Raw genomic sequence first — 20963 nt, forward strand, 5'->3', positions numbered from 1 at the left:
GGTTAAAAGCCTGCGTCCGGAGCCGATGTTCAGGTGAGTGAGCGCGTAGCTCAGGCGGTAGAGCACGTGACTTTTAATCATGGGGTCGAGGGTTCGAGTCCCTCCGCGCTCACCAATAAAATCAATAGTTTAGCTGATTTTTAACCCAAGAGACGATCCCACCAAGGCTAGGTCTAGGCTAGGTCTCGTCCCATGTGCATTTCCCATCAGGACGTTCCCCACGCGGACGTTGACCGAGTCGATTGCGTCACGCGCAAGCGCGAAATAGTCCGCCCGCATATCAGCCTATTTGGCTAGTCGTAGACTGTGGACTGAAACTACCAGCAGTTGATGCGGCCGTCGGCTTCGTGCTTCATCTTCGCGTCACGAATTGGGGCAAGGCGATGTTCGCTGGTTTCAAATACGAGAGTATTCCACTCAAAGATATTTCGCTGGATGAACGCAACCCTCGCATCGTCACTCAGACGACCCTGTCGAGCCAGAGCGAAATCATTGCCTATCTCTATGAGAACGAAGATTTAGAAGCGTTCATCAAGAAGATTGCATCCGAGGGCAAGAACATCGGAGCCGAGCGGCCCTACGTGGTGAAGAAGGGCTCGGGCTATATCGTAATTGAGGGTAACACGCGCATTGCCGCGTACAAATTACTGGCTGGGTTAGTCAGCCCGCCGAAGGATCATGCCGGCACCGTTCCCCATATTTCCGAGACGCTCAAAAAACACCTGCTCAACGTCGAGTGCAGCATAGCGCCTGATCGTGATGCGTTGATGCCGATCATGGCTAGCGCGCACTTCGGAACGGGCGACAAATCCAAGTGGGGATACTTAGGGAGCCGCAAGGCCGTATACGACGACTGGAAAGGCGGCATCAGCCTTCCCAAACTCGCCAAGCTCTTCGACGTCACGCAAGGCGAGATCAAGGACCTAATCATCGAGTACCAGCTTTATCGCAAGGTGCTAGGGCTCCATTGGACTCACACTGAAAAAGACATCCTGCTGAAACCGAACCTGCCGTTCAATCCGCCGGTCCGTTTTCTCCAGACCAAAGGTCACAAGGAGAAGATGGGCATCAGCTATGACATGGTCAATTTGAAAGTCGTAACGGGCAAGGAACCCGACAAGAAGCTCAAACACCTGATCCACAAGCTTGTCATAAACCCGGTCAAGGGGTTTGGCGCGACAGCCAGCTATGACGACGTCTTCGCTGACTATGGAACAGCGGCCTCCACGAGCAAGGGAGGCGCGACGAAGAAGGGCGCGACGACGAGCGGCACTGGTAGCGGCGGAGGCGGCGGAGGCGGAGGTTCAGGCGGAACGACGTCGTCCGGAGGATCATCCACCGGGGGAACGACTACTGGCGGCAGCGGACCGGTCAAGCCCGGAGCGTTGTTCTCCTACCCCGTCACGATGAACAACGGCCTTCTCAAGCAACTGATGAAGGAAGCGAAGGACATCAAGTGCAGCAAGTTTCCGGCCGCAGCAACGTTCCTGCTACGTAATATTGTCGAGGCGATCCTCAAGCACATCATCGAGGATCAAAAGGCCAATACGGCGGGAAAAACACTCGATCTAGAGGGTTGCCTAAACATCTGCGCAACGCAATCCGTCAACCTGCCGAACACGGACAAGAAAGTATTAAGCGAATTCAAGAAAGATCATCTCTCGTTCCTAAACCTTGGTGCGCACGGAAATCTGATCCCGCACGAAACGCGCGTCATGCAGGCGCGCAATACCATCGACCAGTTTGTGAAGAAGCACGTGTGATGATCACCTCTCCCCTGCGCTACCCCGGCGGAAAGGCGAAGCTGTTTCCGTATTTTGCCGAGCTCATTCGCGAGAACAGGCTGTTCGGGACAGAATATTGCGAACCTTATGCCGGAGGCGCTGGCCTCGCCATCCAACTTCTAGCGAACGGCTTTGTGGATCGGATCTCGATCAACGATATCGATCAATCAATCTATGCCTTTTGGGTCTCCGCCCTTTTCGATACGGAGAAATTCTGTCGGCTGATTGAGAAAACGCCGGTCGATATCGACCAATGGCATCGACAGCAGGAAATTTGGGAGAATGGCGACTTTGATAACAAGCTGAAGCTTGGCTTCTCAGCCTACTTCCTCAACCGCACAAATCGTTCCGGCATCATCGAGGGCGCTGGACCAATTGGCGGATACGAGCAGAAGGGCAACTGGAAGGTCGATGTCCGACTCGTCAAAGACAAGCAGATTGACAATTTAAAGGCCCTATCGAGATACGCCAGTCAGATCAAAGTAACGAATTTTGACGCGATTGATTTTATCAAAGAGACCGTAGGCCGAGAAAATTCATTCGTCTATCTGGACCCTCCCTATTTCATCAAGGGTCACAAGCTTTACAAAAACTTCTATCGCCCTGAGGATCATCTAGAAATAGCGGCAGAGCTGAAGCGTCGGCGAAAGTGCAAATGGGTCGTGTCGTATGATGACGTCCCAGAAATCAGGACAGCATATTCCACGTTCTCGCCAATCACGTACCTGTTGAACTATAGCGCTGGCGAAAAGTCGACTGGCGCGGAAGTCATATTTATCAGCGATGCGCTTAGCGCCCCGCAGGTCCAAGGATTTACGTCGCACCACGCGAGGAGAACCACTCGCAAGAAGCCACCAGCTAGACCCCTACGATCAAAGGCGACCGTTCGCCGGCCTTCCAAGAACCGCAGGCTGTTAACTTCTTGATCGGTGATTAGCGCGGATCGATGGAACAAGGCACTTTAGTCGCAAGCACGACATGCGAAAGTACCCTTGCTTATCTAGCAGGAGTAACAATAGTGCCGAAAGCTAAGAACACCTCTGATACGGGCGTTTCCGCGCCTCAGGTGCGGTCGGAAAACTACGATGAACGTCTCTTCTACGTCACGGCCGCAATGCCCCCAAAAAGGCTTGGACGTCTGTTGATGTTCCTCCGCGAGGATGGTGCCGACTTAACGACCTCTGAAGACGAGTCATTGCCCACCAATTGTCTACTCGCTGAATACCACGACAATTAGTTGAAGTTTGCCCGCCGTCGTCGAGCAGGAAGGCGAACTCAAGACGACGGCGGGCCTGATCGCGGGCCACGCGCCGCGATCATCCGGTCGTGACCGAAACGACCGGAAACGTTGAAGGCCCGCCGCCGCCCATGCTGGGGACATGAGAGCGGCGGGCCTGCCCACCGCGCCGGGGGAGAAACCTCGGCCGAAGGCTGTCAGGGTTGTTCCTATGAGACGGACACTCACTGACTTGTCCGCCGCCGATCGCGATCCCGGTGAGGAACGATCGGGCGAAGCCCTCCGCGAGGGACGCCAAACGCGGAGGGAAGCGTCATGCCGCGTTTGCCCTAGATCGCAACGTCACGAGCCCGAGCAGAGCCCGCACGTCCGTGTTCGGCCGGTGCTCGATGATGGCGCCTTCTTCTCGGGCCGCATCAATGTGCGCGCACTCGCGCCGCTCTAGGTCGAACAACTCCCGCTTAATTTCGTCGAGACGCTGTTTGCGGTCGTCAGCATCCATCTGCCGAGCAGGCTTCGGCATCTCGTCGATCATTGCTTCAAGCCGACGCTGCAGGAGCGCGGGATCGACCCATGCCAGCACTTCCTCCGGGGTCGTGAAGCCCTCGCCGATGACGCCACGTCCGAAATGCATCTCGAACTTGCCATGCTCGATGACGAGATGCGGAGTTCCCTTCAAGCCCAGCGATTGAACGTACAACCCGGCCAAGTCCTTCATCTCCTTGGTCGTCGGGGACGCGCGCTCGACGCGACCACGCTCCGAAATGAGACCCATGATCTCGATGCGCAGCCGTTGCACGGCCAGCAAATTTGTCTCGTCCGATCTCGGCTTTAGCCTGATCGGCTTCGCATCATCAAGCTCGACATTCGCGGGTAGCATCGCCAGATATCGCTCGACCTTGGCGTTGAGGTCGGCGAGCGATTTGTATCGATCCTGATGAGCCGGCTGCAACGCTTGGAGCCGAATGATCTCGCGAGCAAGAACGGCCGCCTTGTCGCCCGTGGGGTTGATATCGTGCGCCTTCTGCGTCTCGGAGATTGCGCGCTGGTTTGAGGTCATGATGGTTAGAGCTTGCTGCTCAGCATCCTTGAGCATTGCGAGCTTGGCTTGTACTCGTGGGGGTAGGCTCGACATTAGGTCACCTTCCTATGTAGTGAGGCCCGCCAGCGTGGCGGGCCTCGTTGCTCATTGCTTCCAAGCGTCCTCAAGCCGCTGATCACGACGAGCCAGTAGCTCATCGTGCGTGAAAGTGCCTGGGCTCGCGTCGTGTGACTGAGGCAGCTGCTGATCGATGATCCGAGACGGATTACGCCAGGCATTCGACAGAGCAGCATTACGCTGATCGCGGAGACGATCCCGATCCGTGCCCGCCGCGGCATCCATGACGCCGAAGCCGGGCCGATGGCCCATCACATGCGCTGCATCGAACTGCTCGATACGCTTTGCCGTCCGTGCGTCCGCCATGGCGGCCAGCAAGGCCGGATTGCCGTTGTCCATCAGCCGAACTGGAACGCGCATGACGTCGCCATCTTCGACGATGTTGCCACGCGTGACGCGTTTGCCATTCCGGTCGATGATCTCGTGGTCGTGGGTATTCATGTCAAAGTCCTCGTGTGGTTAGAAGTCCGCTCATTCTTTCTGCAGCGTGGCTGCGTCCCGAAGGTCCACCGACCCATGATAGGTCAGCCACATACCGATATTTGCGAACGCCCATCGACGTGAGGACGCCCGCAACGGCGTTGCAGACGTCATCGTGTCCGTTCGGGGCATGGTCGATGCTGTCCTTGCCGGATCGAGCAGTCTTGCGTTCCAGCCCGCATAGCTGGATCATCAGCTTGGGATGGTCGAGGAGATCGCACTTCTTCGACATCATCAGCGGAAGGAATTCGGCGTAGATCGCACTCTTGGGCTTGGCTGACGGCTCGTATTTGATGCCATGCTCGAGAAACTGCTCTCGCGGCCATTCGCCAGCGTAGCGGTCGCCCATCACTTCGCTGATGCTGTAAGATTTGAGCAAAGCCGCGTACTGCTCGACGACATTGCGAGGGCTAAAGTTCGGTTTAAATTCCCTAACTACGTCCAAAACCGAAATGCCGTTCTCGACGTGTCCGATAGCGAGCGTGAACGAGTCCCTACCAGAGCCGCCCGCAGCATCGACGAACGCATGGTAGTTGAAGTCCGCTATGTAGGGCCGCTCCCGTTCATCGGAGGTGACTGCGTCAACGGCCTCGCGTGCAATGAAGGCTTCGACGTCCGTGCGGAACTGAGCGCCATACTCTGCTGACGCCGACACGGGATCACGCTCATACTGTTCCGCGAGGAACGCGGGATCAATCGACGGGTTCATGACCTCGGTCGGGGCTTGCCAGCTTAAAACCCGAGGATCGTCCTTGCCGTGATACTGGCGATGCATGTCGTACAGCACGCCACGACGTGCATATGGTGATGAGGCCAGCAACAGCATTGCCGAGGGGATCGTTGCCATGCTGGGCCGGATTGCATTGACGACTTCAGCGTCAGGGTTGGCTCCCTCGTCATTCCAGAATGCAATTTCGTCACACAGCGCTGCCACGACGGTTCGGCCGCGAACCGAACGGAAAGATGCCGTGACGATCTCGATGGAGATGGAGTTCGACAGTTCGAGGCCGAATTTCGTCTCACGCTGCATCTTGCGCGAGAGCATCGGGACTTTCTTGATGAAACCCTTGACATAGCGGAGGATGACGCGGGCTTGATCCTTGTCTGCCGCGAGCACCTGGACAACGCCAAGCTCGCCCTCATCGAGATACTGACGATAATCGTGGAAGCATGCGAGCCAGACTGCGATCAATGCGAGCACCCGAGACTTGCCGCCGCGTCTGCCGATAACGAGAACACACTCACGGGCCTGTTCGGTTGGCGGGTCAGTCCGGCCCGTACATTGGCGATAGATCGCAAGTTCCTCGTCCGACATCGGCAAGCCGAACGCTGCTGCTATGAACGAGCGCCATGCAATCCAGCTTTCAGGATCAGGGAAGAACTTTGCGAACAGTTTGGGATCACGAACGGCGTCCAGCAGTGTGAAACGCTGTGATTGAGGAGGAGCTGGAAGCTTGACAGGTCTTCGAGGTGTGGCGGTGGTCTGAGTGTCGTCAAGGCGTTCACGATGACGACGAGTGCTCATCAATCCCCCGATAGTATGAATGCCATGGCGACTGCATTGTCATGCTGGATCGCCTCGGCCTCGGTCATCGCCCGGTCGAGTGTGGCCGATGCTGAGCCGGGATCGAGCGTGAACGTCATGCTGATGATGCTGCCTTGTGCTGATGCATCCATCTCAGTCCCCCATGCGTTCACGGTGTGAATGACGAGAGCCACCACGCTTGGCATATTCCAACGGGTCTTCGATATCGCCATCGTCATCGCGCTTGACAGCGGTCAAGCCAGCGTCTCGCATGTGGCGTCGCATCGAGTTTGCGATGCGCTGATATTCAACACGGTCTTTCGTCGTGAACTTGCCAGACTGCGCATATTCGGCCTGCAAATCTTCAAGCTGGCATTGGAGCAGCGCTATGTCTCGAATGAGCGCACGCTGGGACTCCGTGATGTTGCCCTCGCCTCCTGCGTCATGGATGTAGATCGTGACCAAGTCTTTGAAGCGCATGCCGTGAGCGGTGCGTAGATCAAGCCGCTCAGCGAACAAGCGCGCTCCTGACGTGACGGCAGAGCGCGTTCGCGTTGTCTTCTTCAGGGTGCCATGCATCTTCGGTCTTCCCGCGTTCCTCGATCAATCCATGCGCAAATGCGACATCTGCAAAATGAGCCTGATTTGGGCGCGAAACGTAACCTCGGACCTAGCCTCAGGACTAGCCCCTTGGCAGAAAGCCACTAATGACAGGGCTTTCTATGCTTCGCCACGTGATAGAGAGTCATGAGAACTCGCCGCAATCGATCAAATCAGGCGGCATCGGGAAGAGGCGACGAGAAATTATCAGCATGCTGGAATGTGTGGCTCGCACCAAAAATGGGGATGTAAATGGGATGCATCTCGATCCCGATCCCGCCCGCCCTCATCGTTCGTGATCACGCTGATGCTGGCGTCGATATCGTTCAAGCCGCTGTTCGTCGAGCAATCCTTCCTCAATCAAAAGCTTTACGATCTCCCGCATGTCGGAACGGAGGTCGCTGACGACAATGCCGGAAACCGAGATGTTTGCGCGTCTCAATTCGTCGCAGACTTCTTGGAAGGACGTCGTTTGAATTGTGAGGCGACGGATTTTTGATTTCAGGCCATGCTCCGTGATCTCCCGCGTTTCCCTTTTCGGGGTTCTTTGGGATAGGGATTTTGGGGCGGTCTTGGTTTTCCTCGATGTGAGCGCGCGGGGTATTTCGTCAAGCCGCATACGACGTCGTTTGGCTCCCGGGCCTGCAAACCGATACACTCCCTCGTCGTCCTGTGCTCCCATCTATACGTTCCTCGTTCCATGATGCATTCGGGGGCTGGTTTCCTGAGCAGCGGAGCGGTTCTGGACGTCATTGCGTTGATCCGCGGTCCTGTGCCCCGATCCCGCGCAAATCGCCTCCATGCTGCCTCCCTATTTCTCCGGGTGTGTAACGCGCGCGGGGAGTCGTTCCCGGACGATGGTGCGTCGCGTCGTTCCCGTGGCGAGATAGCTGCTCAGCGTCTCCCAATGTTTCTTGTCGTCGTTCCGACGCTGCGAGATCGTTTTCACCAGCCGGATGAAAATCGGGTCTGCTGGTACGAGCGTGGCGGGGGCGGCTTTCTCACAGCGACGCTTGAGGGAGCGCTTCCTGTCGCGGGCGAGGCGCTCCTCCCTCTTCGCCCGAGACTCTGGGTTATAGACGAAAACCATTGTCTTCATCTTTCGAGGGTGTCTGCCCCGTTTCGTCCGGAGGTTCAGTCTCTCCCTTTTCATTTCACACTCTCCTTCCATCGCAACGAAGTGGGATCGCGCGGAGCGCTATTCTATTGATCCTCTCTCTAACACTGGTTCTTTCTAGTACCTCTTCTAATAGAGCGCCTCGATTTTGGCAGTTATCATTGTAGCACAGGCGTTTCTTCGATTTTGCGTGTGACAGATGTACGAATTCTGATGGACAGATGTACGACCTGTTGGGCGCCGATGTGACAGATGTACGAGCTTCGCTGCCCGCGCCGTGACAGATGTACGAATTTTCGATGTTGCACGCCGACTGGGTGAGTGAGGTCGTCATTCAAACTCTCCAAAAGCGAGCCGAGACTCCCAATTGCGCCACAGCTTGTTCTCTTTCGCGGCGTCGTCAGCAGCCAGACTGTCGTCCAGGCGCTCTCGCTCTATGCGTCTCTTCGGCTTGACGCGCTTCTGCATTGCGCGGTCGTGCTCGTAGGTATCTCGCTCACGCCCTACAAATCGAACGCGCGCGCCGTCGGACTCGACGTCGTAGAAGTCCGGCATGTGGATTTTGTGCTCCCTCTGCAACATGCGGCGGTCCAGCTTGGGCAAGTAGTCGTCATTGAGCATTTTGAAAGCCCGATTGAAGGCGCGATCTGCCCAACGCCGGTAGCCGAACCTCGCTGCAAGGCTTACGAAGTTGCTATCGCCCTTGCCTCGCCTGAGATCGATGTGCTGAAGCCACAGGAGCAGCTTGGTCGCGAGCGACGATTTGATTGGAAGTGGGAGCGGTACCTTGATGTACTGCATCCTGAGCCACTCGCCCGAGATCGACAGCAGCAGTCTGCCCTCGAATTCCTCAACGGCGCAGAACGGCGGCATCTCTTCGCCGTCAATCTCGATTTTCTCGCTCAGGGTCTGCAATGCCTCATCAAGCCGCGCGAAGTTTCGTGCACCGAGTGACAATCTAGCGGCCTGCAACAATGCCGCTCTGGTGATGTCCACAGCGACCCGAACTGGTTGGACGTGTCGCAGTCGCTTACTCGCCTGCCAATAGGTATCCTCACCGGCCGCGCGAAGCGCTTTTCCTAACTTGATCGGCTTGTATCGCGGAGCCGTCGAATGCCCCTCTCTCAGAGAGAAGACTGGGGCCACGTGCTGCCGTTTCGGAACTCGCGCCTGATCTTTCGGCGTGCCGCTTCTGCGGAGTGCATTTTCCTGCGCCCATGCATCTTTAAACAACTTCGCGTTTGCCAACTCGGCTTCGATGCCTTTGGCTCCGGCAGCGAAGGCACGATGATGATTGGCGTCGCCGTGTTGAAGGCGAGCTAGCGACACCAAGGTGCCCATTGTCGCGATCACGAATGGCGACAACTGGTGCGAACGAGGGTCCGCACAAACGCTCCACGGAAAGCACGCGTAGGCTGGTCGCGCATCCTCGCGAGGTCTCGTTATGATCTTCATGAATGAAATGCTCCGTTGCGGCGCGGGCTACGACGTCGAGGTTTCGACGGTTGCCGGCGAGACCCCAGCGTAGCTTCTCAGGTCCGCGAGCTTGTAAAAGACCGTGCGCCCCTTCGGATGCAATCGGATCACGTCGAGTTGCCCGCCTCGGCCCTTTTCCATCTTTTTGACTGTGTCGGGATGACAGCCAAGGATAACAGAAGCCTCCTTGCGTGAGACAAGCTGACGAACTTCGGTGATCGGTTTGGGCTGATTTGGTCCGCGCGGAGTTATCTTGCGGGGCTTGTTCGATTTCGTCATTGGTTACAATCCAACATCGCTACCGCACTCCCCGTTCTAATGAACGATGGTTGTGCAGTGATTGCGATGCATCAGGACTTCGGGCCTTGCCTGATCGGACGGCAGAGCGCCACACGACGGGCCTCTGACTTCATTCCCCGGGTTTGCATCCTGCCCCGGTTACGTCGCGGTACCCTAACCAGCGAGCACACGGTCTCGATGGACGCCGCAGGAACATCATTGCAGATCGATCATGCGCAATCAACGTTGACGCACCGCGAATTAGGGTGATCTTACAAAGGCTTCCGAAATTGTTTTCCGGTTATGACACCTAGGTAGCGAAAACACGCTGGGGAGCAGCATGCTGCGGTTCTCGTCGTCCCCCGTGTCTGGAACGCATGCGCGCAGATTTCCTCACGGATGCTGCTCCTGCTGCGCTAGACGTCATCGCGAGAGGGGTACGACGTTCCCGGAGCGGCGGGGCTCCAAGATGCGTCCGATCAACGTCGAGAGCGCGACAAGGGCCTGTGCTCGCTCCACGTCATACACATGCCGATCATAGACGCCCGCGACGCCCCCGATCTTGTGGCCTAGCACTCGCTCCGCGATATCGGGACGGACCTTCGCGCGCGACATCAACGAGCGGGCGGTTCTCCGGAGATCGTGCAGTTGCCATTGCGGAATGTTCGGCATGATCTCGGCCATCGCCTTGTCGAGATCGTCTTTACCCTGGCCGAATGCTGAGAACGATCCGAAGTGCTGGCCGGGCCCATCTCGCCTCCCGATACGGCCAGCTGGAAATACGAACTCATTCGTTCGCAATTCAGCTTGGGCCTCGATGATCGCAACGGCGACCTTGGGGAGCTTCAATCGCTGAGCGTTGCCCTTCTCCCGATCCTCGGTCGCAATGATCCACACATCGCCGTTGAAATCGTCCCACTTCATGGTGGCGACCTTCGTTCGGCGCTGAGCCGTCAGAAGCAGCAACTTGACGAGGCCGCCAAATGTCCCCTGCCCTTCGCATGCCTTCCACATCGTCCGGATTTCGTCATCGGACAGGATGCGGTCCCGAGCGCGCTCGGATGGGTTCTCGATCCGGGCCATGCCCTCTCGGATCGGGCTGGAATAATCGTCATGGGAAACAGCGTGCTTCGACATCATGCGGCGCAGGATAGCGAGCGTAACGTCGGCCGTTCGCGGTCCGCGCGTTTCTTCGATCTCATCGAGGAGGTCCGACACGTCGGATCGCCTGATTTCCTCGAATACCTTTTTCCCCCACGCTGGATACAGCTTCTCGACCATTTTCCTGATCTGGGGAGCAGATCGGCGCTTCCCATCAACAAAGCGCTTCAGATAACGCTCGGCGACGATCTCGAAACTATCCCGGCTCGCGAGAGCTTGCTTCGCCCTGTCGGCTAGGATGCTCTTTTTGTTGGCCCTGAAGTTGGCCGCCTCATCCCGCGCAGCCTTGACTGACATGTGATCCGGCGCGCCGGGCCTAAAATCTCCCAGCTTCTCCGTCCTTTGCTTGCGGAGCGTCTGATCGTAGAAGCCAACGGCCCACGTTTTCCGGCCCGAGATATTGAGGCGGAGCAACAGCCCACGCTCCTTCTTATCCCTATAGGTGACCTGGGCGGCCTCCCCCGCCCGGAGCTTGAGCTTGCTGACGGACAGCTCCGTGAACAGGCGGCTGCGATCCACGTCCTTGGAGCGATCCCTCTTCCGAGGGGACGGATTGTCCGGGGCAATCATGGGGTCACGAGGCTAGGTTTGAGACTAGGTTTCGAGGGTTCCTTGACGATCCCGGACGATCATCCGTGATCCCTCGAATTTTAGGCTAACTCCTTGATAAGTTGAAGGTTATAGTTCCACCAATCATTGCTAATCATCGCCCCTCAGGGATGCCCGAGTCGACTTTTAATCATGGGGTCGTGGGTTCGAGTCCCACCGCGCTCACCAATAAACCCAAGCATCTCCGACATTTGAGACGACCGGGGACGCAACACTTCTCTGCTCGGGGACGCTAACACGTCTTATGGCAAGAACGACCCGCCGGGCGCGAACCGGCCGGCCTTGGTCATCGGCCCGTGGCACAGGCCGTGCAATTTGCTTGCTGCTGGGGATTTCAGTGTCCCAGTTCAGGAAGAAAACGCCGCCGGGCGTGTATTTGTGAGACCGGCGGCGTCTTTTTTTGGGATTAGCGCGACCTAAGCCCCCAGAAGGCAATGAGCAGCAGGGCGCAAGCGCCCAGTCCCATCAGCGATACGACGGCTTCCAGCATCATGGCCGAATCAACTCCGCCCGTTAGGCAGCATGCGCGCGAGCGGAGTTTTTGTCGTCGTCAAAGGCGATATAGTCGCCTGCCAATTAGGGTTCGAGCGGTGTCATTCGAGGGGTAGCGCGAGCGACGGCAGCGACTTATTGGCCTGCCCGCAACCTGTTCGTCCCTTGAGAGGCAGAATCGAAGTTGAGCTGGCCACGGCCACCGCAGTCGTCGACCGGCTCATGAATTGGGCCAGATTGGCGTCCGATGACCACTCCACATAACCAACGACTGCAAAGGCAAGCGCTGCTACGACGAGAACGCCGAGCACCGAAGCGGTCGCTACTCCGGGCCAGCTTTCGTTGCTGAATGATGGCATCGCGATTCTCCGACAGGGGTTTGCCGGTCGTTAGACCGACTCGCGATTTTCAAATGTGAACGGCCTTACATCTCACGCGCACTTGATGCTGAGGCAAAGCCTGAGACCGCGTGGGTGATACCCGGCGGCTGCACAATGAAAAACGACCCCGACGCGGGAGCATCGAGGCCGCTATTTGACTCCCAGCAGTCGGGGTTGGGCATTGGTGACCTCTGGAAGCAAATGATGACGCTTTCGGTTGCCAATTGTTCCCGTCCCGCTTTCCGGCAACGGCGAACCGCCCCGACGCGGGGACCGTCGAGGCCGCTATTTAATGCTCCCGTTGTCGGGGGCGAGTGACCGTAGAAACCCGTTTAGGATCCCTGAGTGCGCCTTGCGCGTTGAGCCCCCATCAAGGGGCTGAACCTGGAGGTGGGTTATGTGCGACGTTCCTCGGGAAATACAAAGAAAGTTCGAGCGGCGGTGGGCCGCTAGATTTGCGCGGCCAGCAGAAACCCGCCGGCCCGAAAGGCATCAATCTCGAAAGCCGGATCAACCCGTCGCCGCTCGCCTCAAAACCCAGAGAAAAGTCCGCCCAAATGAACCGGCGGCCCCAGTTCGTTAGCCTACTCTCAGATTCTCCGCCGACGTTTTGCCCCGGTTTTCTCTCTCTTCGTAGCTAACCTTGGCGCCCTCGTTGAGACTGCTCAGCCCTGCTTTCTCAACGGCTGAAATATGTACGAAGACATCCTTGCCCCCGTTGTCGGGTTGAATGAAACCATAACCCTTCGTCGAATTGAACCACTTCACTGTACCTGTCGCCACGCCGGCTCTCCTCCTTGAGATAAGCGACGGCAGCCTAAGTCGGTAACGCAGCCGGCTGCAAGGAAAACCGGCCAAGTATGAATCGGCGGCCTGTGTTGCTCGCCGAAAAACGATGTCGATTCTTCATTCGGTTGGGCTGGCTAGGTGAGGCCGTTAGCAGATCAGCAAGCAAGCCGGCCGCAGGCTTCCCGGAAGGACGGGGCCGGTTTGGGGACCGTCTTACGGTCAGGTTTCGGAGGAACCGGCGCGCTGCCCTGCCCACCGGCTCCTCAATTTCGAGAACTTACCGCCGCCCGGACAAACCATTTCGGGCCCGGCGGCGTACTTTTCAAATCCTGGCGGTCGGGCGGACAACTTGGAAGCGGCCTTGCCTGTTACTCGCGGCTTCGCGGGTCGGTTCATAGCTTGTCAGCCCGGGAACTGCGGCTGAATTAGTGATGCAATCATCACGGCCGCGATCAGTAACGCGGGCGCGCAGCTCACCCCGGCAGCCAACCAAAGCTCTGCATCGCGAAAGATCTCGTGATCATCCTGCATGGACGGTTCTCCATCCGTCTTGGTCCGAAAGAAACGGCCCCAGCGCGGGGACAAGCTGAGGCCAAGCTTGCACTTGGATTATCCCAGCGCCGTTGAGGCAGCAGGTCGGCACTGGACCACGACAACCATTACCGAACGCGCTTCGTTCCTGTTCTCAGTCGATCGACTCCGCGCACAACGGAAACAGCCTCAGCGTTGGGGAACAACGCTGAGGCTGTCATCTTCCTATGCTACTGCCGACCGCCGATTGCAGCGAAATTCAGCGGCCGTGCTGGGCCTGTAAAAATACGAAATGAAATTGCTTGCCCAAGTCTCGGATGATTCCGAGCGATTGAGGTTCCGGAAATAACGTGTGTGAATCGCGGTGAAAAAAGCCACGGCGCCGCGCTCAAGGGCCACCTTGAAATTTCGTTGCAGATTGCAACGAAACCAGCTCGGTGATCGTGATCCGCACTGTTGCTGCGGCGCGCTATGGCCCCACCGTCAGCGGCAGCTCGCCCTGCCCGTTCGTCCAGTCGATGATGTCGAGCGGGAGCCCGCGCTTCAGCATCTCGGCCTCGAGACTGCCGGCGTGGCGTTTCCATTCGGGCGTCGAGCGGACCCGAAATTTTGGCTCTTCGCCGTTGGCCTCGAATTCATCGTCGGCTTTGAGCGCGCCGCGGATGGCCTCGTACATCATCTTCAGGCTGGCGTCGGTGAAGGCGCCGTAGTCCATCGGTCGTCTCCCTCAGCACTGTCAGAACGCAAAAGGCCGCCACGGAGCTAGTCGTGGCGGCCTTCTGCATAGCGGCCCATCCAGACGGCCCAACAAGAGCGTGGGCGAGTCGGGTTAATGAAACGTTGTTCGTGCTGCGGCATCTCTTCGTGGAGCTCGCCGACAAAGAAGGGCCCCGCCGAAGCGGGGCCCCCTTTTGTTACGCGTGGTGCGTCCCGCACCCCGTTAGTCGTCGTCCCAGTCATGACCCCGGATCACGACGCCACGGTCGCGGTAGTATTCGCGGTGATGGTACCAGCCGTGGTGCCAGCCGCGATCGTGCTCACGGTATACGCGCGGACCGTCATATCGATCGCCGTAATAGCCGGGGCTGCTGCCGAAATAGACGCCCACACCCTGCGCGCTGGCAATGGTCGGTGCCGCTATCGAGAGTGCCGCCGCTGCGGCAAGAGCGAAAGTAAGCTTCGTCATGGCATCCTCCTTTCCAGTACCGTGACAACGACTGGCGTCCGCGCATGTTGCAGGAACAAGTTCGGAACTTTCATGAACGCCTGTTCAGCATCGTGGCGAGATCGACGCGATCAGCAGGGCCTCGTCCGGGCAGCGGACCGAGATGTACGTGAGAACGCGCTGCCCGCCCACTCCTCGCCGCAAGCGCGACAGCTTCGGCAGTGGTCGACGCGGTACTCGCGCTTCACCGATCGCCCGGACGAGCCACGTCTAAACGATATGGAAGCCGCTCTGGTGCTCGAGCAACTGCGCCGTTGAGACATGCTGGAGCGTGATCGTGTCTCGGGCGGCATCGGTGATGACGGCGTTGCCGGACGCGTCGTCATGGATCGTTGCGACCAGGGCGCTCAGATCCGCAAAAACGCTCTTGCTGAATTGAAGCGTATCGGTCGCGGGCGAAAAGTGCGTGAGGGTCACATGGCCGAAGTTTTCCGCGAACACGAATGTGTCCCGCGCTGCCGCATTGGAAAGCTGGTTGTCGTTCTGGCCCGGCGATGCCGCCGCGATAACCAATGTTCCTCCATTCCCATCATTGGCGAACTGGAAATTGTCCTGCGCGTACACCCCGAGGAAGTGGAGCGTGGCCGTGTGCGAGCCATCGCTCACTGAGAGCTCCCCGGAGGCAGCGTCGAAGCTGGAATGGACGGTGTTGAAGGTGACGCCGTGCAAGTCGATCTGATCGGACCCCTGCCCGCCATCGCCGCTGAACGCGATCATCTGGCCGCTGAACGTGGATGGCTGTTGAAGGTTCAATGACGTGCCGTCGAAGGTTGTTGGTGCAGCGGCATTCGGAGCGGGGTCTGAAGGAACCAGGTGAACCTGCGCTGTAGACGCAAAGAACTGGTCGGATGCCGCACCCGCTTGAACCAACGAAATTCCGGAATATCCAACCGACGCAACTTGGGTGACCTTGCTGCCATCGAACGCGAGTTCGGTGACTTGACCGGCACTGCCCTGGGTTATCAGTTCCGCGATTCCGGCCGTCATGTTCTTGGCGTCGTGAACAGGATCGTAGCTTCCCGCCAACAAATTGCTTCCAATCAGCTTCCCTTGATCGAAGTACAGAATGTCTATTTGGCCAGTCGCAGATTGAGTTATGACGTCGGCATGGCCGTCACCATTGACATCTGCAACTCCAACGACGTTCCAAAATGCTTGATTGGTGAGAGCGCTTTCAGTCAGGTGGCCGCTGGAATCGAACCATAGAAAGTCGATCTGGCCATTCCACTGCGTCACGAACCCGGGGTTCGTCTCTCCGCTGAAATGGCCCGCGCCCTTAATGTCCAAATAGCTGCCGGCCAGCAGAAGCGATGCCGAGAGTTTGCCTCCGGAAAACCAAAGCAGGTCGATCTGGCCATTGGATTGCGTGACGAATTGAGTGCTGCCCGTCGAGTTAAAATCGACATCGCCAACAACTTTCCAAAAGCCTTGAGGGGTCAGCGACGAGCCAGTCAGATTGCCGGAGCTGAATTGCAATAGATCGATCTGACCATCCGTCAGCTGCGCAGCAACATTATTGGTCTGGGTGCTCGCCGGTGCGGACGATGCCCCGATGTGAAACCCGAGGGAATCGAGCTGCTGCAGATCGACCGAAGTAAGATGCTGCAGCGTGCTGCCGGTGTAATATTCGTTGAAGGGATCGTTTGCCCCTTGCACGCCGCTGTTGAGGAAGTCGCCCGGATCCGAATTCTGGCCGTAGTCCGCGAGCTTCGTGCCGCCTCCATTCAGGGAGAAATAGGCCGCTGATGCGGGAATATTGTTCGAGAACAACCGGACACCGGAACTGGTGAAGCGGTAGAAATCGAAAATGTCCGGTTGTGATCCGTAGGGAACGCGGCCCATGGCGTGAGTGAGTTCGTGAAGGGCGACGCCAACCAGAAGGCTGGGATCGATGTCGGTGGCAAAGGTAAGGCTACCGTCATCGGTCGTCGTGTCGTTCGCACCGATCACCCCCCAGAGCTTGAGCTGGGCGTTCCACACCGCGACCGAGGACTGGCCCTGGATCGAAGTTCCTGCCGGCAACGCATTGAAAGTCGTGTCACCCGCAGACGCATAGTTCACCAGGTCAGCCCTGACCGTCGAATAGCCGAGCCACTGTCCACTATCGGGCCCTCCCGCGGCGCCGCCACCGGTGCCGCTGTAATCGACATTGAAATTGAGCGTGATCTTGTCGGTGATCGCTGCACTCAAAAGCGCTGCCGCCTGCTCGATTCCTTGTCGGAAGCTGGCAGGCGCTGCCATTGCGGCAGCGTCGAAGATCAGGTTGATCGTGAGCCCGCCGGAGGTCTCCGCGACGACAGAGCCTACGCCGCCTGAACCGGAGCCGCTCACCGCAGTCTGCGCTTGAACCGATTCATCAGGGAGGACGACAGGCGTCGGCGGCGGGCTGTATGGCGCAGGCACCTCACCACCGTCCTGATCCTGTTGTAACCCAGCCCTGGATATCATCGCTCGCTCCAGCTTTGGATCGGCCTATCGAGGGATCCTGACCTTCCGCTTCCTCGGCAAGGCTCCAGCAGAAGGATGCGCGGTCATCGTTAACCAGATCCTAAAGCTGGTATTCTCGTGCTGTTCACGGCACCTGGCCGGATACATTCCGTGGAAGCTAAAGTTGGCGGCCGCGCAAAGGTTCCGGCGCCAAGGTGGTCCGGCCATCGAAACGATCGCGACGCGGGCCGCGGGGCAGTGCTAGTTTTCCGCGCCGGCCGCCAAGACCAACAGCCGGCTTGAACTCGCCGATCTTCCGGACCGAGATTGGCGCTTGCGCAGTCGCGCCGTGCCCGTGTCACACCTCAATCAGTCATAGCCCCAGGCATCGAAACAATTGGGCGAGCGCCGTGTTGGCGGATTGTGCGCGCCGTTCGAGGATTTCGGCCGCCGTGGCGTAGTTGCGAGCAAGGATCTGAAGCGCGCGTCGAGCATCCGGCAGCGTGGACTGCTTGGCCATCTCCAGGCACTGATGCTCGAAGTAGCGAAGCTCCTCAAGTTCGGTCATTGCGATTCGTCCGATTTCATCTGCATCTTCGAACTCAGTGCGCCAACGGCCTAGTGAAAGTTTGGCAAGATTGTTGCGGACGCGGGATGATCTGGTCGGAGTGTTGCTGGAGACGTGATTTGATAATCACTGCTCCGTGAGCAGTGCGGTGCGCGCTGCGCGGATCGACAAGCACGCCCGATCGCTTCAGTATGCGTGAGTCTTGCTTGGGACGCAGCAATGTGACCGCAGTATTGGGGCATCTTCGCGCGGATTGCGGTGGCGAGGCATTTGATGGAGTGGTTGGCGCAGGCCCGTGGCCGGCGTGTCCTTGAGTTGGCATTGTTGTATCAGATGAAGAAACGCGATTGGGCCTTCGTGGCCGCCTGTGTGGCCGGCGCGGTGTTGTTCGGTGTCTGGAGTTTCCAGATGGGGATCGTGTTTCATCGCTCCCGGCAGGGCTCAACCGATCTCTCCAGCTCGCACCGGCGTAGCCAGAACGGCGCGCGGGGTGGCTCTTCCGCGAGTAGTCCTGCCCGGCCCGCGGCCGACGACAGCGACGAACAGGCCCGACAGCCGCGATAGGTGGCGCAATTGCGTTCCTCATCACCGCATCGCCTCGATCTAAGCCCATGCCAGGCCCGCGACGACAGCGGGCTCATCATCGTCGGTCCTCGCACCGGTGAGGCGTCTGCGGCGCACGCTGTCCTTGGCGCGGCGATGACGTGTGTCAAACCGGCGTAGCGCCATCGGCACACGCCGCGCGAGGCCTTGAGCGAGCTCGATGGCCTGTCTGACCACGGCCATCACGGTCGCCACGCGCGTGAACAGGCCGATCAGGAAGATCATGGAGAAGACGTCGATATAGGCCAGCACATCGCCGACCAGCATCAATTCGGGAGGAAGCGGAATCCGGTGCAGATAGGCACCGATCACGATGACGACCGGGATCAGCGCGATCAGCTTCCGCAACGTCAGCCGATCCAGCAGGGCCGCGAGCTCAACGACCAGGACCTGCCAGAGCCAGTCGCCAAGCGCGGCCGGCTTGTCGATCGTCCAAGTCTGCCAAAACGTCCGCCACCGCTGCCGCCAGTTCCGTTTCCACATCGCAGCGTCCGCATCCTCTCGAGCGCAATACCGGTGGCTACGGCTTCGACGACGCCTCGCTGCTGTCGCCCTCGACCGCGGCGCCTTGCACATCAGCCGAATCGGCCGACGGAAAGATGCGCTCGTAGTTGGCCCGGGCCTCGCGAATCAGACGCGCGCGCTCCAGTTCAGACTTCGAGATGAACCTGATGATCTCGCCCATGTGCTCTCCAACGCAGGGTGAATTCTCCGACCATCGGCAATGCAACCATCATGCCTGATGGCTGCCCGGCCGACATGCTCGTACCGCTTAGCGGGGGGCCCGCGGCGATATCCGCTGCTGGCTGAACGCAACCCGCGGATTGATGCCGCAATAGGCATCGCGGCCTGACGCCGACGCCTGGCACTGCTCGTAGGTCTGGTAGCCGCAATAGCCGGGATATCCCTCATCCCTGCCCTGGATGCACCAGGGATAATCATAGGGATCGGCCGCCGCCGGCTGTGCGGAGCCGACAATCCAGCTCGTCCCGAGCGCCGCGAACGCCAGAATTGCCAAATTCGACCCGCGCATGATCCTGCTTCCTTCTCGATCGGCAGCCAGCCGTTGATTTAGGTACGCCGGGAAGATCTGCGAGGTTTCCGCTCACCGCCTCAAGAAGGTGTGACCCGAGCGCGAGGGAGCGCATCGGAAGCCGGGGCGATCCGGATAGGCGCGGGATCACACAAAAAACACGAGGCCCGGTGTGCCTAGGAGCCCGGGCCTCGTGTCTGATGTCCCCCGCCTCAGTGGCGGATCAGGCATTGTGGTTACGCGAGCTTGTCCGCGCGATCCATCCCGGATGACTACGGGGTCGGGCGCACGCAGATTTCACTTGCTGTAGGTGTAGAACCCCTGCCCGGTCTTGCGGCCGAGATGGCCGGCATCGACCATCTCCTTCAGCAGCGGCGCCGGCCGGTATTTGGGATCGTTGAAGCCGGTGTAGAACACCTCCATCACCGACAGCATGGTGTCGAGCCCGATCAGGTCGGCAAGCGCGAGCGGGCCGATCGGATGGTTGCAGCCGAGCTTCATGCCGGCGTCGATCTCTTCCGCGGTCGCAATGCCTTCCTGCAGCGCGAAGATCGCCTCGTTGATCATCGGGCACAGGATGCGGTTCACTGCAAAGCCCGGGCTGTTCTTCGCGGTGATCGCGACCTTGCCGACACGCTTGGCAAAGGCTTCGGCCTTGGCGACCGTGTCATCCGAGGTCTGCAGGCCGCGGATCAGTTCGAGCAGCGCCATCACCGGGACCGGATTGAAGAAGTGCATCCCGATGAAGCGGTCGGGACGATCGGTCGAGGCCGCAAGGCGGGTGATCGAGATCGACGAGGTGTTGGTTGCGACCAGCGCGCTCGGCTTCAGCCCGGCGCAGAGATCCCTGAGGATCTTGACCTTCAGCTCCTCGTTCTCGGTGGCGGCTTCGATCACGAGATCGCAGGCGGCAAGCTTGGCCTTGTCGGTGGTCGCGTTGATCCGCGCGAGCGTCGCGTCGCGATCGGCCGCCGTCATCTTCTCCTTGGCGACCAGGCGATCGAGGCTGGACCCGACCGTCTTCAGGCCGCGTTGCACCGCCGCGTCGGAGATATCCACCATGGTCACGGCAAGCCCCGCCGCCGCGCAGATTTGCGCGATACCGTTGCCCATGGTTCCGGCGCCGATGATGCCAACCGTCTCGATCATGTGTCTGTCCCTTCTCGTCGCTTGCGCCGCCGCGCGGCCGCATCGTCAAAAACGGCGGACCCTCTAAGGTCCGCGGATGGCGCATGCATAGCAGTCCGGCCGAACGGCCGATACAGGAGAGGGCGGTATTCTGGTGAGGTCTATTCCGGGCGCGGTGGGATGGATCGCCGTGGCGGAACGGCGGCGCGCGGCGGCAATTGGGTGCGCGGCGGCTCGGCCGCGCGCGACGGCTCGAGCACGCGGTTGAGCCGTACGATCCACCAGGCGAACCGGCCGTAGCTGCGGCGCAGCGCCGACCCAAATCCCTCGTCGATGTCCTGGTCCCGATCCATGCCGCAC

Annotated in this window: 25 protein-coding genes and 1 tRNA gene; 4 read left to right on the forward strand and 22 right to left on the reverse strand. The window is 59.0% G+C overall.

Annotated elements, in window-relative coordinates; translation table 11 throughout:
• Positions 1 to 39: 39 nt before the first annotated feature.
• From AC066Y_RS24905 to AC066Y_RS24915, 3 genes are all read left to right on the forward strand, one after another.
• Positions 40 to 115 (forward strand) — tRNA-Lys (locus AC066Y_RS24905).
• Between the two features lie 232 nt (positions 116 to 347).
• Entirely contained in the window at positions 348 to 1763 is a 1416-nt protein-coding gene (locus tag AC066Y_RS24910) for a hypothetical protein (RefSeq protein ID WP_478276178.1), read from the forward strand.
• Positions 1763 to 2710, forward strand: coding sequence for a DNA adenine methylase (locus AC066Y_RS24915; RefSeq protein WP_478276179.1), 948 nt, complete (start codon positions 1763 to 1765; stop codon positions 2708 to 2710). Before AC066Y_RS24910 ends, AC066Y_RS24915 begins: the two co-directional genes overlap by 1 nt.
• 624 nt (positions 2711 to 3334) lie before the next feature.
• Here the strand turns inward: AC066Y_RS24915 and AC066Y_RS24920 are convergent.
• From AC066Y_RS24920 to AC066Y_RS25000, 17 genes are all read right to left on the reverse strand, one after another.
• Complete coding sequence (locus tag AC066Y_RS24920) at positions 3335 to 4117, reverse strand: hypothetical protein (protein WP_478276180.1); 783 nt, start codon at positions 4115 to 4117, stop codon at positions 3335 to 3337.
• Between the two features lie 90 nt (positions 4118 to 4207).
• Positions 4208 to 4621 (reverse strand): hypothetical protein, encoded by a 414-nt coding sequence (locus AC066Y_RS24925; protein ID WP_478276181.1) that lies wholly within the window; start codon positions 4619 to 4621, stop codon positions 4208 to 4210.
• 1 nt (position 4622) lies between these two features.
• Entirely contained in the window at positions 4623 to 6185 is a 1563-nt protein-coding gene (locus tag AC066Y_RS24930; protein ID WP_478276182.1) for a hypothetical protein, read from the reverse strand.
• A complete protein-coding gene (locus tag AC066Y_RS24935) occupies positions 6185 to 6337 on the reverse strand; it encodes a hypothetical protein (RefSeq protein WP_478276183.1) in 153 nt (50 codons plus the stop codon). Before AC066Y_RS24935 ends, AC066Y_RS24930 begins: the two co-directional genes overlap by 1 nt.
• Position 6338: 1 nt before the next feature.
• Positions 6339 to 6764, reverse strand: coding sequence for a hypothetical protein (locus tag AC066Y_RS24940; protein WP_478276184.1), 426 nt, complete (start codon positions 6762 to 6764; stop codon positions 6339 to 6341).
• A gap of 307 nt (positions 6765 to 7071) precedes the next feature.
• Positions 7072 to 7467, reverse strand: a complete 396-nt coding sequence (locus tag AC066Y_RS24945) for a hypothetical protein (protein ID WP_478276185.1) — start codon at positions 7465 to 7467, stop codon at positions 7072 to 7074.
• A 129-nt stretch (positions 7468 to 7596) separates the two neighbouring features.
• Positions 7597 to 7938: a hypothetical protein gene (locus AC066Y_RS24950; RefSeq protein ID WP_478276186.1), complete on the reverse strand. Its 342-nt coding sequence runs from the start codon at positions 7936 to 7938 to the stop codon at positions 7597 to 7599.
• A gap of 294 nt (positions 7939 to 8232) precedes the next feature.
• A complete protein-coding gene (locus tag AC066Y_RS24955) occupies positions 8233 to 9243 on the reverse strand; it encodes a hypothetical protein (RefSeq protein WP_478276187.1) in 1011 nt (336 codons plus the stop codon).
• 141 nt (positions 9244 to 9384) lie between these two features.
• The gene (locus AC066Y_RS24960; RefSeq protein ID WP_478276188.1) at positions 9385 to 9657 is read right to left on the reverse strand and encodes a hypothetical protein; all 273 of its coding nucleotides are present in this window, start codon (positions 9655 to 9657) and stop codon (positions 9385 to 9387) included.
• 423 nt (positions 9658 to 10080) lie between these two features.
• Positions 10081 to 11388, reverse strand: a complete 1308-nt coding sequence (locus AC066Y_RS24965) for a tyrosine-type recombinase/integrase (RefSeq protein ID WP_478276189.1) — start codon at positions 11386 to 11388, stop codon at positions 10081 to 10083.
• Positions 11389 to 12020: 632 nt separating this feature from the next.
• Positions 12021 to 12278, reverse strand: a complete 258-nt coding sequence (locus AC066Y_RS24970) for a hypothetical protein (protein ID WP_478276190.1) — start codon at positions 12276 to 12278, stop codon at positions 12021 to 12023.
• Positions 12279 to 12878: 600 nt separating this feature from the next.
• Positions 12879 to 13082 carry a cold-shock protein gene (locus AC066Y_RS24975; protein WP_092114124.1) on the reverse strand — a complete coding sequence of 68 codons (204 nt, stop codon included), beginning with the start codon at positions 13080 to 13082 and terminating at the stop codon, positions 12879 to 12881.
• A gap of 408 nt (positions 13083 to 13490) precedes the next feature.
• Complete coding sequence (locus AC066Y_RS24980) at positions 13491 to 13619, reverse strand: hypothetical protein (RefSeq protein ID WP_478276191.1); 129 nt, start codon at positions 13617 to 13619, stop codon at positions 13491 to 13493.
• A gap of 469 nt (positions 13620 to 14088) precedes the next feature.
• Positions 14089 to 14334, reverse strand: coding sequence for a hypothetical protein (locus tag AC066Y_RS24985; RefSeq protein WP_478276192.1), 246 nt, complete (start codon positions 14332 to 14334; stop codon positions 14089 to 14091).
• 225 nt (positions 14335 to 14559) lie between these two features.
• Positions 14560 to 14805, reverse strand: coding sequence for a hypothetical protein (locus AC066Y_RS24990; protein ID WP_478276193.1), 246 nt, complete (start codon positions 14803 to 14805; stop codon positions 14560 to 14562).
• 249 nt (positions 14806 to 15054) lie between these two features.
• Positions 15055 to 17292: an NF038122 family metalloprotease gene (locus tag AC066Y_RS24995; protein WP_478276194.1), complete on the reverse strand. Its 2238-nt coding sequence runs from the start codon at positions 17290 to 17292 to the stop codon at positions 15055 to 15057.
• Between the two features lie 352 nt (positions 17293 to 17644).
• The gene (locus AC066Y_RS25000; RefSeq protein WP_456756801.1) at positions 17645 to 17839 is read right to left on the reverse strand and encodes a hypothetical protein; all 195 of its coding nucleotides are present in this window, start codon (positions 17837 to 17839) and stop codon (positions 17645 to 17647) included.
• Positions 17840 to 18112: 273 nt separating this feature from the next.
• Here AC066Y_RS25000 and AC066Y_RS25005 point away from each other — a divergent pair, with 273 nt between their 5' ends.
• Positions 18113 to 18403: a hypothetical protein gene (locus tag AC066Y_RS25005; protein WP_478276195.1), complete on the forward strand. Its 291-nt coding sequence runs from the start codon at positions 18113 to 18115 to the stop codon at positions 18401 to 18403.
• Positions 18404 to 18442: 39 nt separating this feature from the next.
• Here the strand turns inward: AC066Y_RS25005 and AC066Y_RS25010 are convergent, their stop codons facing one another.
• The 5 genes from AC066Y_RS25010 to AC066Y_RS25030 all read right to left on the reverse strand — a co-directional run bounded on the left by AC066Y_RS25010 (position 18443) and on the right by AC066Y_RS25030 (position 20956).
• The gene (locus tag AC066Y_RS25010) at positions 18443 to 18925 is read right to left on the reverse strand and encodes a hypothetical protein (RefSeq protein ID WP_478276196.1); all 483 of its coding nucleotides are present in this window, start codon (positions 18923 to 18925) and stop codon (positions 18443 to 18445) included.
• Positions 18926 to 18962: 37 nt separating this feature from the next.
• The gene (locus AC066Y_RS25015) at positions 18963 to 19127 is read right to left on the reverse strand and encodes a hypothetical protein (RefSeq protein WP_478276197.1); all 165 of its coding nucleotides are present in this window, start codon (positions 19125 to 19127) and stop codon (positions 18963 to 18965) included.
• Between the two features lie 87 nt (positions 19128 to 19214).
• On the reverse strand, positions 19215 to 19475 hold the full coding sequence (locus AC066Y_RS25020) for a DUF3551 domain-containing protein (RefSeq protein WP_478276198.1): 261 nt from the start codon (positions 19473 to 19475) through the stop codon (positions 19215 to 19217).
• Between the two features lie 297 nt (positions 19476 to 19772).
• Complete coding sequence (locus tag AC066Y_RS25025) at positions 19773 to 20624, reverse strand: 3-hydroxybutyryl-CoA dehydrogenase (protein WP_478276199.1); 852 nt, start codon at positions 20622 to 20624, stop codon at positions 19773 to 19775.
• A gap of 140 nt (positions 20625 to 20764) precedes the next feature.
• Positions 20765 to 20956 (reverse strand): hypothetical protein, encoded by a 192-nt coding sequence (locus AC066Y_RS25030; protein ID WP_342711209.1) that lies wholly within the window; start codon positions 20954 to 20956, stop codon positions 20765 to 20767.
• Positions 20957 to 20963 lie beyond the last annotated feature (7 nt).

The sequence above is a fragment of the Bradyrhizobium sp. USDA3010 genome (genome assembly GCF_056429065.1).

Excerpts from the sequence above, each read along its gene's own strand:
- AC066Y_RS24970 (WP_478276190.1), bottom strand. The coding sequence starts at position 12,278 with ATGCCATCATTCAGCAACGAAAGCTGGCCCGGAGTAGCGACCGCTTCG.
- AC066Y_RS24995 (WP_478276194.1), bottom strand. The coding sequence starts at position 17,292 with ATGATATCCAGGGCTGGGTTACAACAGGATCAGGACGGTGGTGAGGTG.
- AC066Y_RS24945 (WP_478276185.1), bottom strand. The coding sequence starts at position 7,467 with ATGGGAGCACAGGACGACGAGGGAGTGTATCGGTTTGCAGGCCCGGGA.
- AC066Y_RS24930 (WP_478276182.1), bottom strand. The coding sequence starts at position 6,185 with ATGAGCACTCGTCGTCATCGTGAACGCCTTGACGACACTCAGACCACC.
- AC066Y_RS24990 (WP_478276193.1), bottom strand. The coding sequence starts at position 14,805 with ATGACGAAGCTTACTTTCGCTCTTGCCGCAGCGGCGGCACTCTCGATA.
- AC066Y_RS25020 (WP_478276198.1), bottom strand. The coding sequence starts at position 19,475 with ATGCGCGGGTCGAATTTGGCAATTCTGGCGTTCGCGGCGCTCGGGACG.
- AC066Y_RS24955 (WP_478276187.1), bottom strand. The coding sequence starts at position 9,243 with ATGGGCACCTTGGTGTCGCTAGCTCGCCTTCAACACGGCGACGCCAAT.
- AC066Y_RS25010 (WP_478276196.1), bottom strand. The coding sequence starts at position 18,925 with ATGTGGAAACGGAACTGGCGGCAGCGGTGGCGGACGTTTTGGCAGACT.
- AC066Y_RS24980 (WP_478276191.1), bottom strand. The coding sequence starts at position 13,619 with ATGCAGGATGATCACGAGATCTTTCGCGATGCAGAGCTTTGGTTGGCT.
- AC066Y_RS25000 (WP_456756801.1), bottom strand. The coding sequence starts at position 17,839 with ATGACCGAACTTGAGGAGCTTCGCTACTTCGAGCATCAGTGCCTGGAG.
- AC066Y_RS24960 (WP_478276188.1), bottom strand. The coding sequence starts at position 9,657 with ATGACGAAATCGAACAAGCCCCGCAAGATAACTCCGCGCGGACCAAAT.
- AC066Y_RS25015 (WP_478276197.1), bottom strand. The coding sequence starts at position 19,127 with ATGGGCGAGATCATCAGGTTCATCTCGAAGTCTGAACTGGAGCGCGCG.
- AC066Y_RS24920 (WP_478276180.1), bottom strand. The coding sequence starts at position 4,117 with ATGCTCAAGGATGCTGAGCAGCAAGCTCTAACCATCATGACCTCAAAC.
- AC066Y_RS25025 (WP_478276199.1), bottom strand. The coding sequence starts at position 20,624 with ATGATCGAGACGGTTGGCATCATCGGCGCCGGAACCATGGGCAACGGT.
- AC066Y_RS25005 (WP_478276195.1), top strand. The coding sequence starts at position 18,113 with ATGGAGTGGTTGGCGCAGGCCCGTGGCCGGCGTGTCCTTGAGTTGGCA.
- AC066Y_RS24940 (WP_478276184.1), bottom strand. The coding sequence starts at position 6,764 with ATGCATGGCACCCTGAAGAAGACAACGCGAACGCGCTCTGCCGTCACG.
- AC066Y_RS24965 (WP_478276189.1), bottom strand. The coding sequence starts at position 11,388 with ATGATTGCCCCGGACAATCCGTCCCCTCGGAAGAGGGATCGCTCCAAG.
- AC066Y_RS24925 (WP_478276181.1), bottom strand. The coding sequence starts at position 4,621 with ATGAATACCCACGACCACGAGATCATCGACCGGAATGGCAAACGCGTC.
- AC066Y_RS25030 (WP_342711209.1), bottom strand. The coding sequence starts at position 20,956 with ATGGATCGGGACCAGGACATCGACGAGGGATTTGGGTCGGCGCTGCGC.
- AC066Y_RS24985 (WP_478276192.1), bottom strand. The coding sequence starts at position 14,334 with ATGGACTACGGCGCCTTCACCGACGCCAGCCTGAAGATGATGTACGAG.
- AC066Y_RS24935 (WP_478276183.1), bottom strand. The coding sequence starts at position 6,337 with ATGGATGCATCAGCACAAGGCAGCATCATCAGCATGACGTTCACGCTC.
- AC066Y_RS24950 (WP_478276186.1), bottom strand. The coding sequence starts at position 7,938 with ATGAAAAGGGAGAGACTGAACCTCCGGACGAAACGGGGCAGACACCCT.
- AC066Y_RS24915 (WP_478276179.1), top strand. The coding sequence starts at position 1,763 with ATGATCACCTCTCCCCTGCGCTACCCCGGCGGAAAGGCGAAGCTGTTT.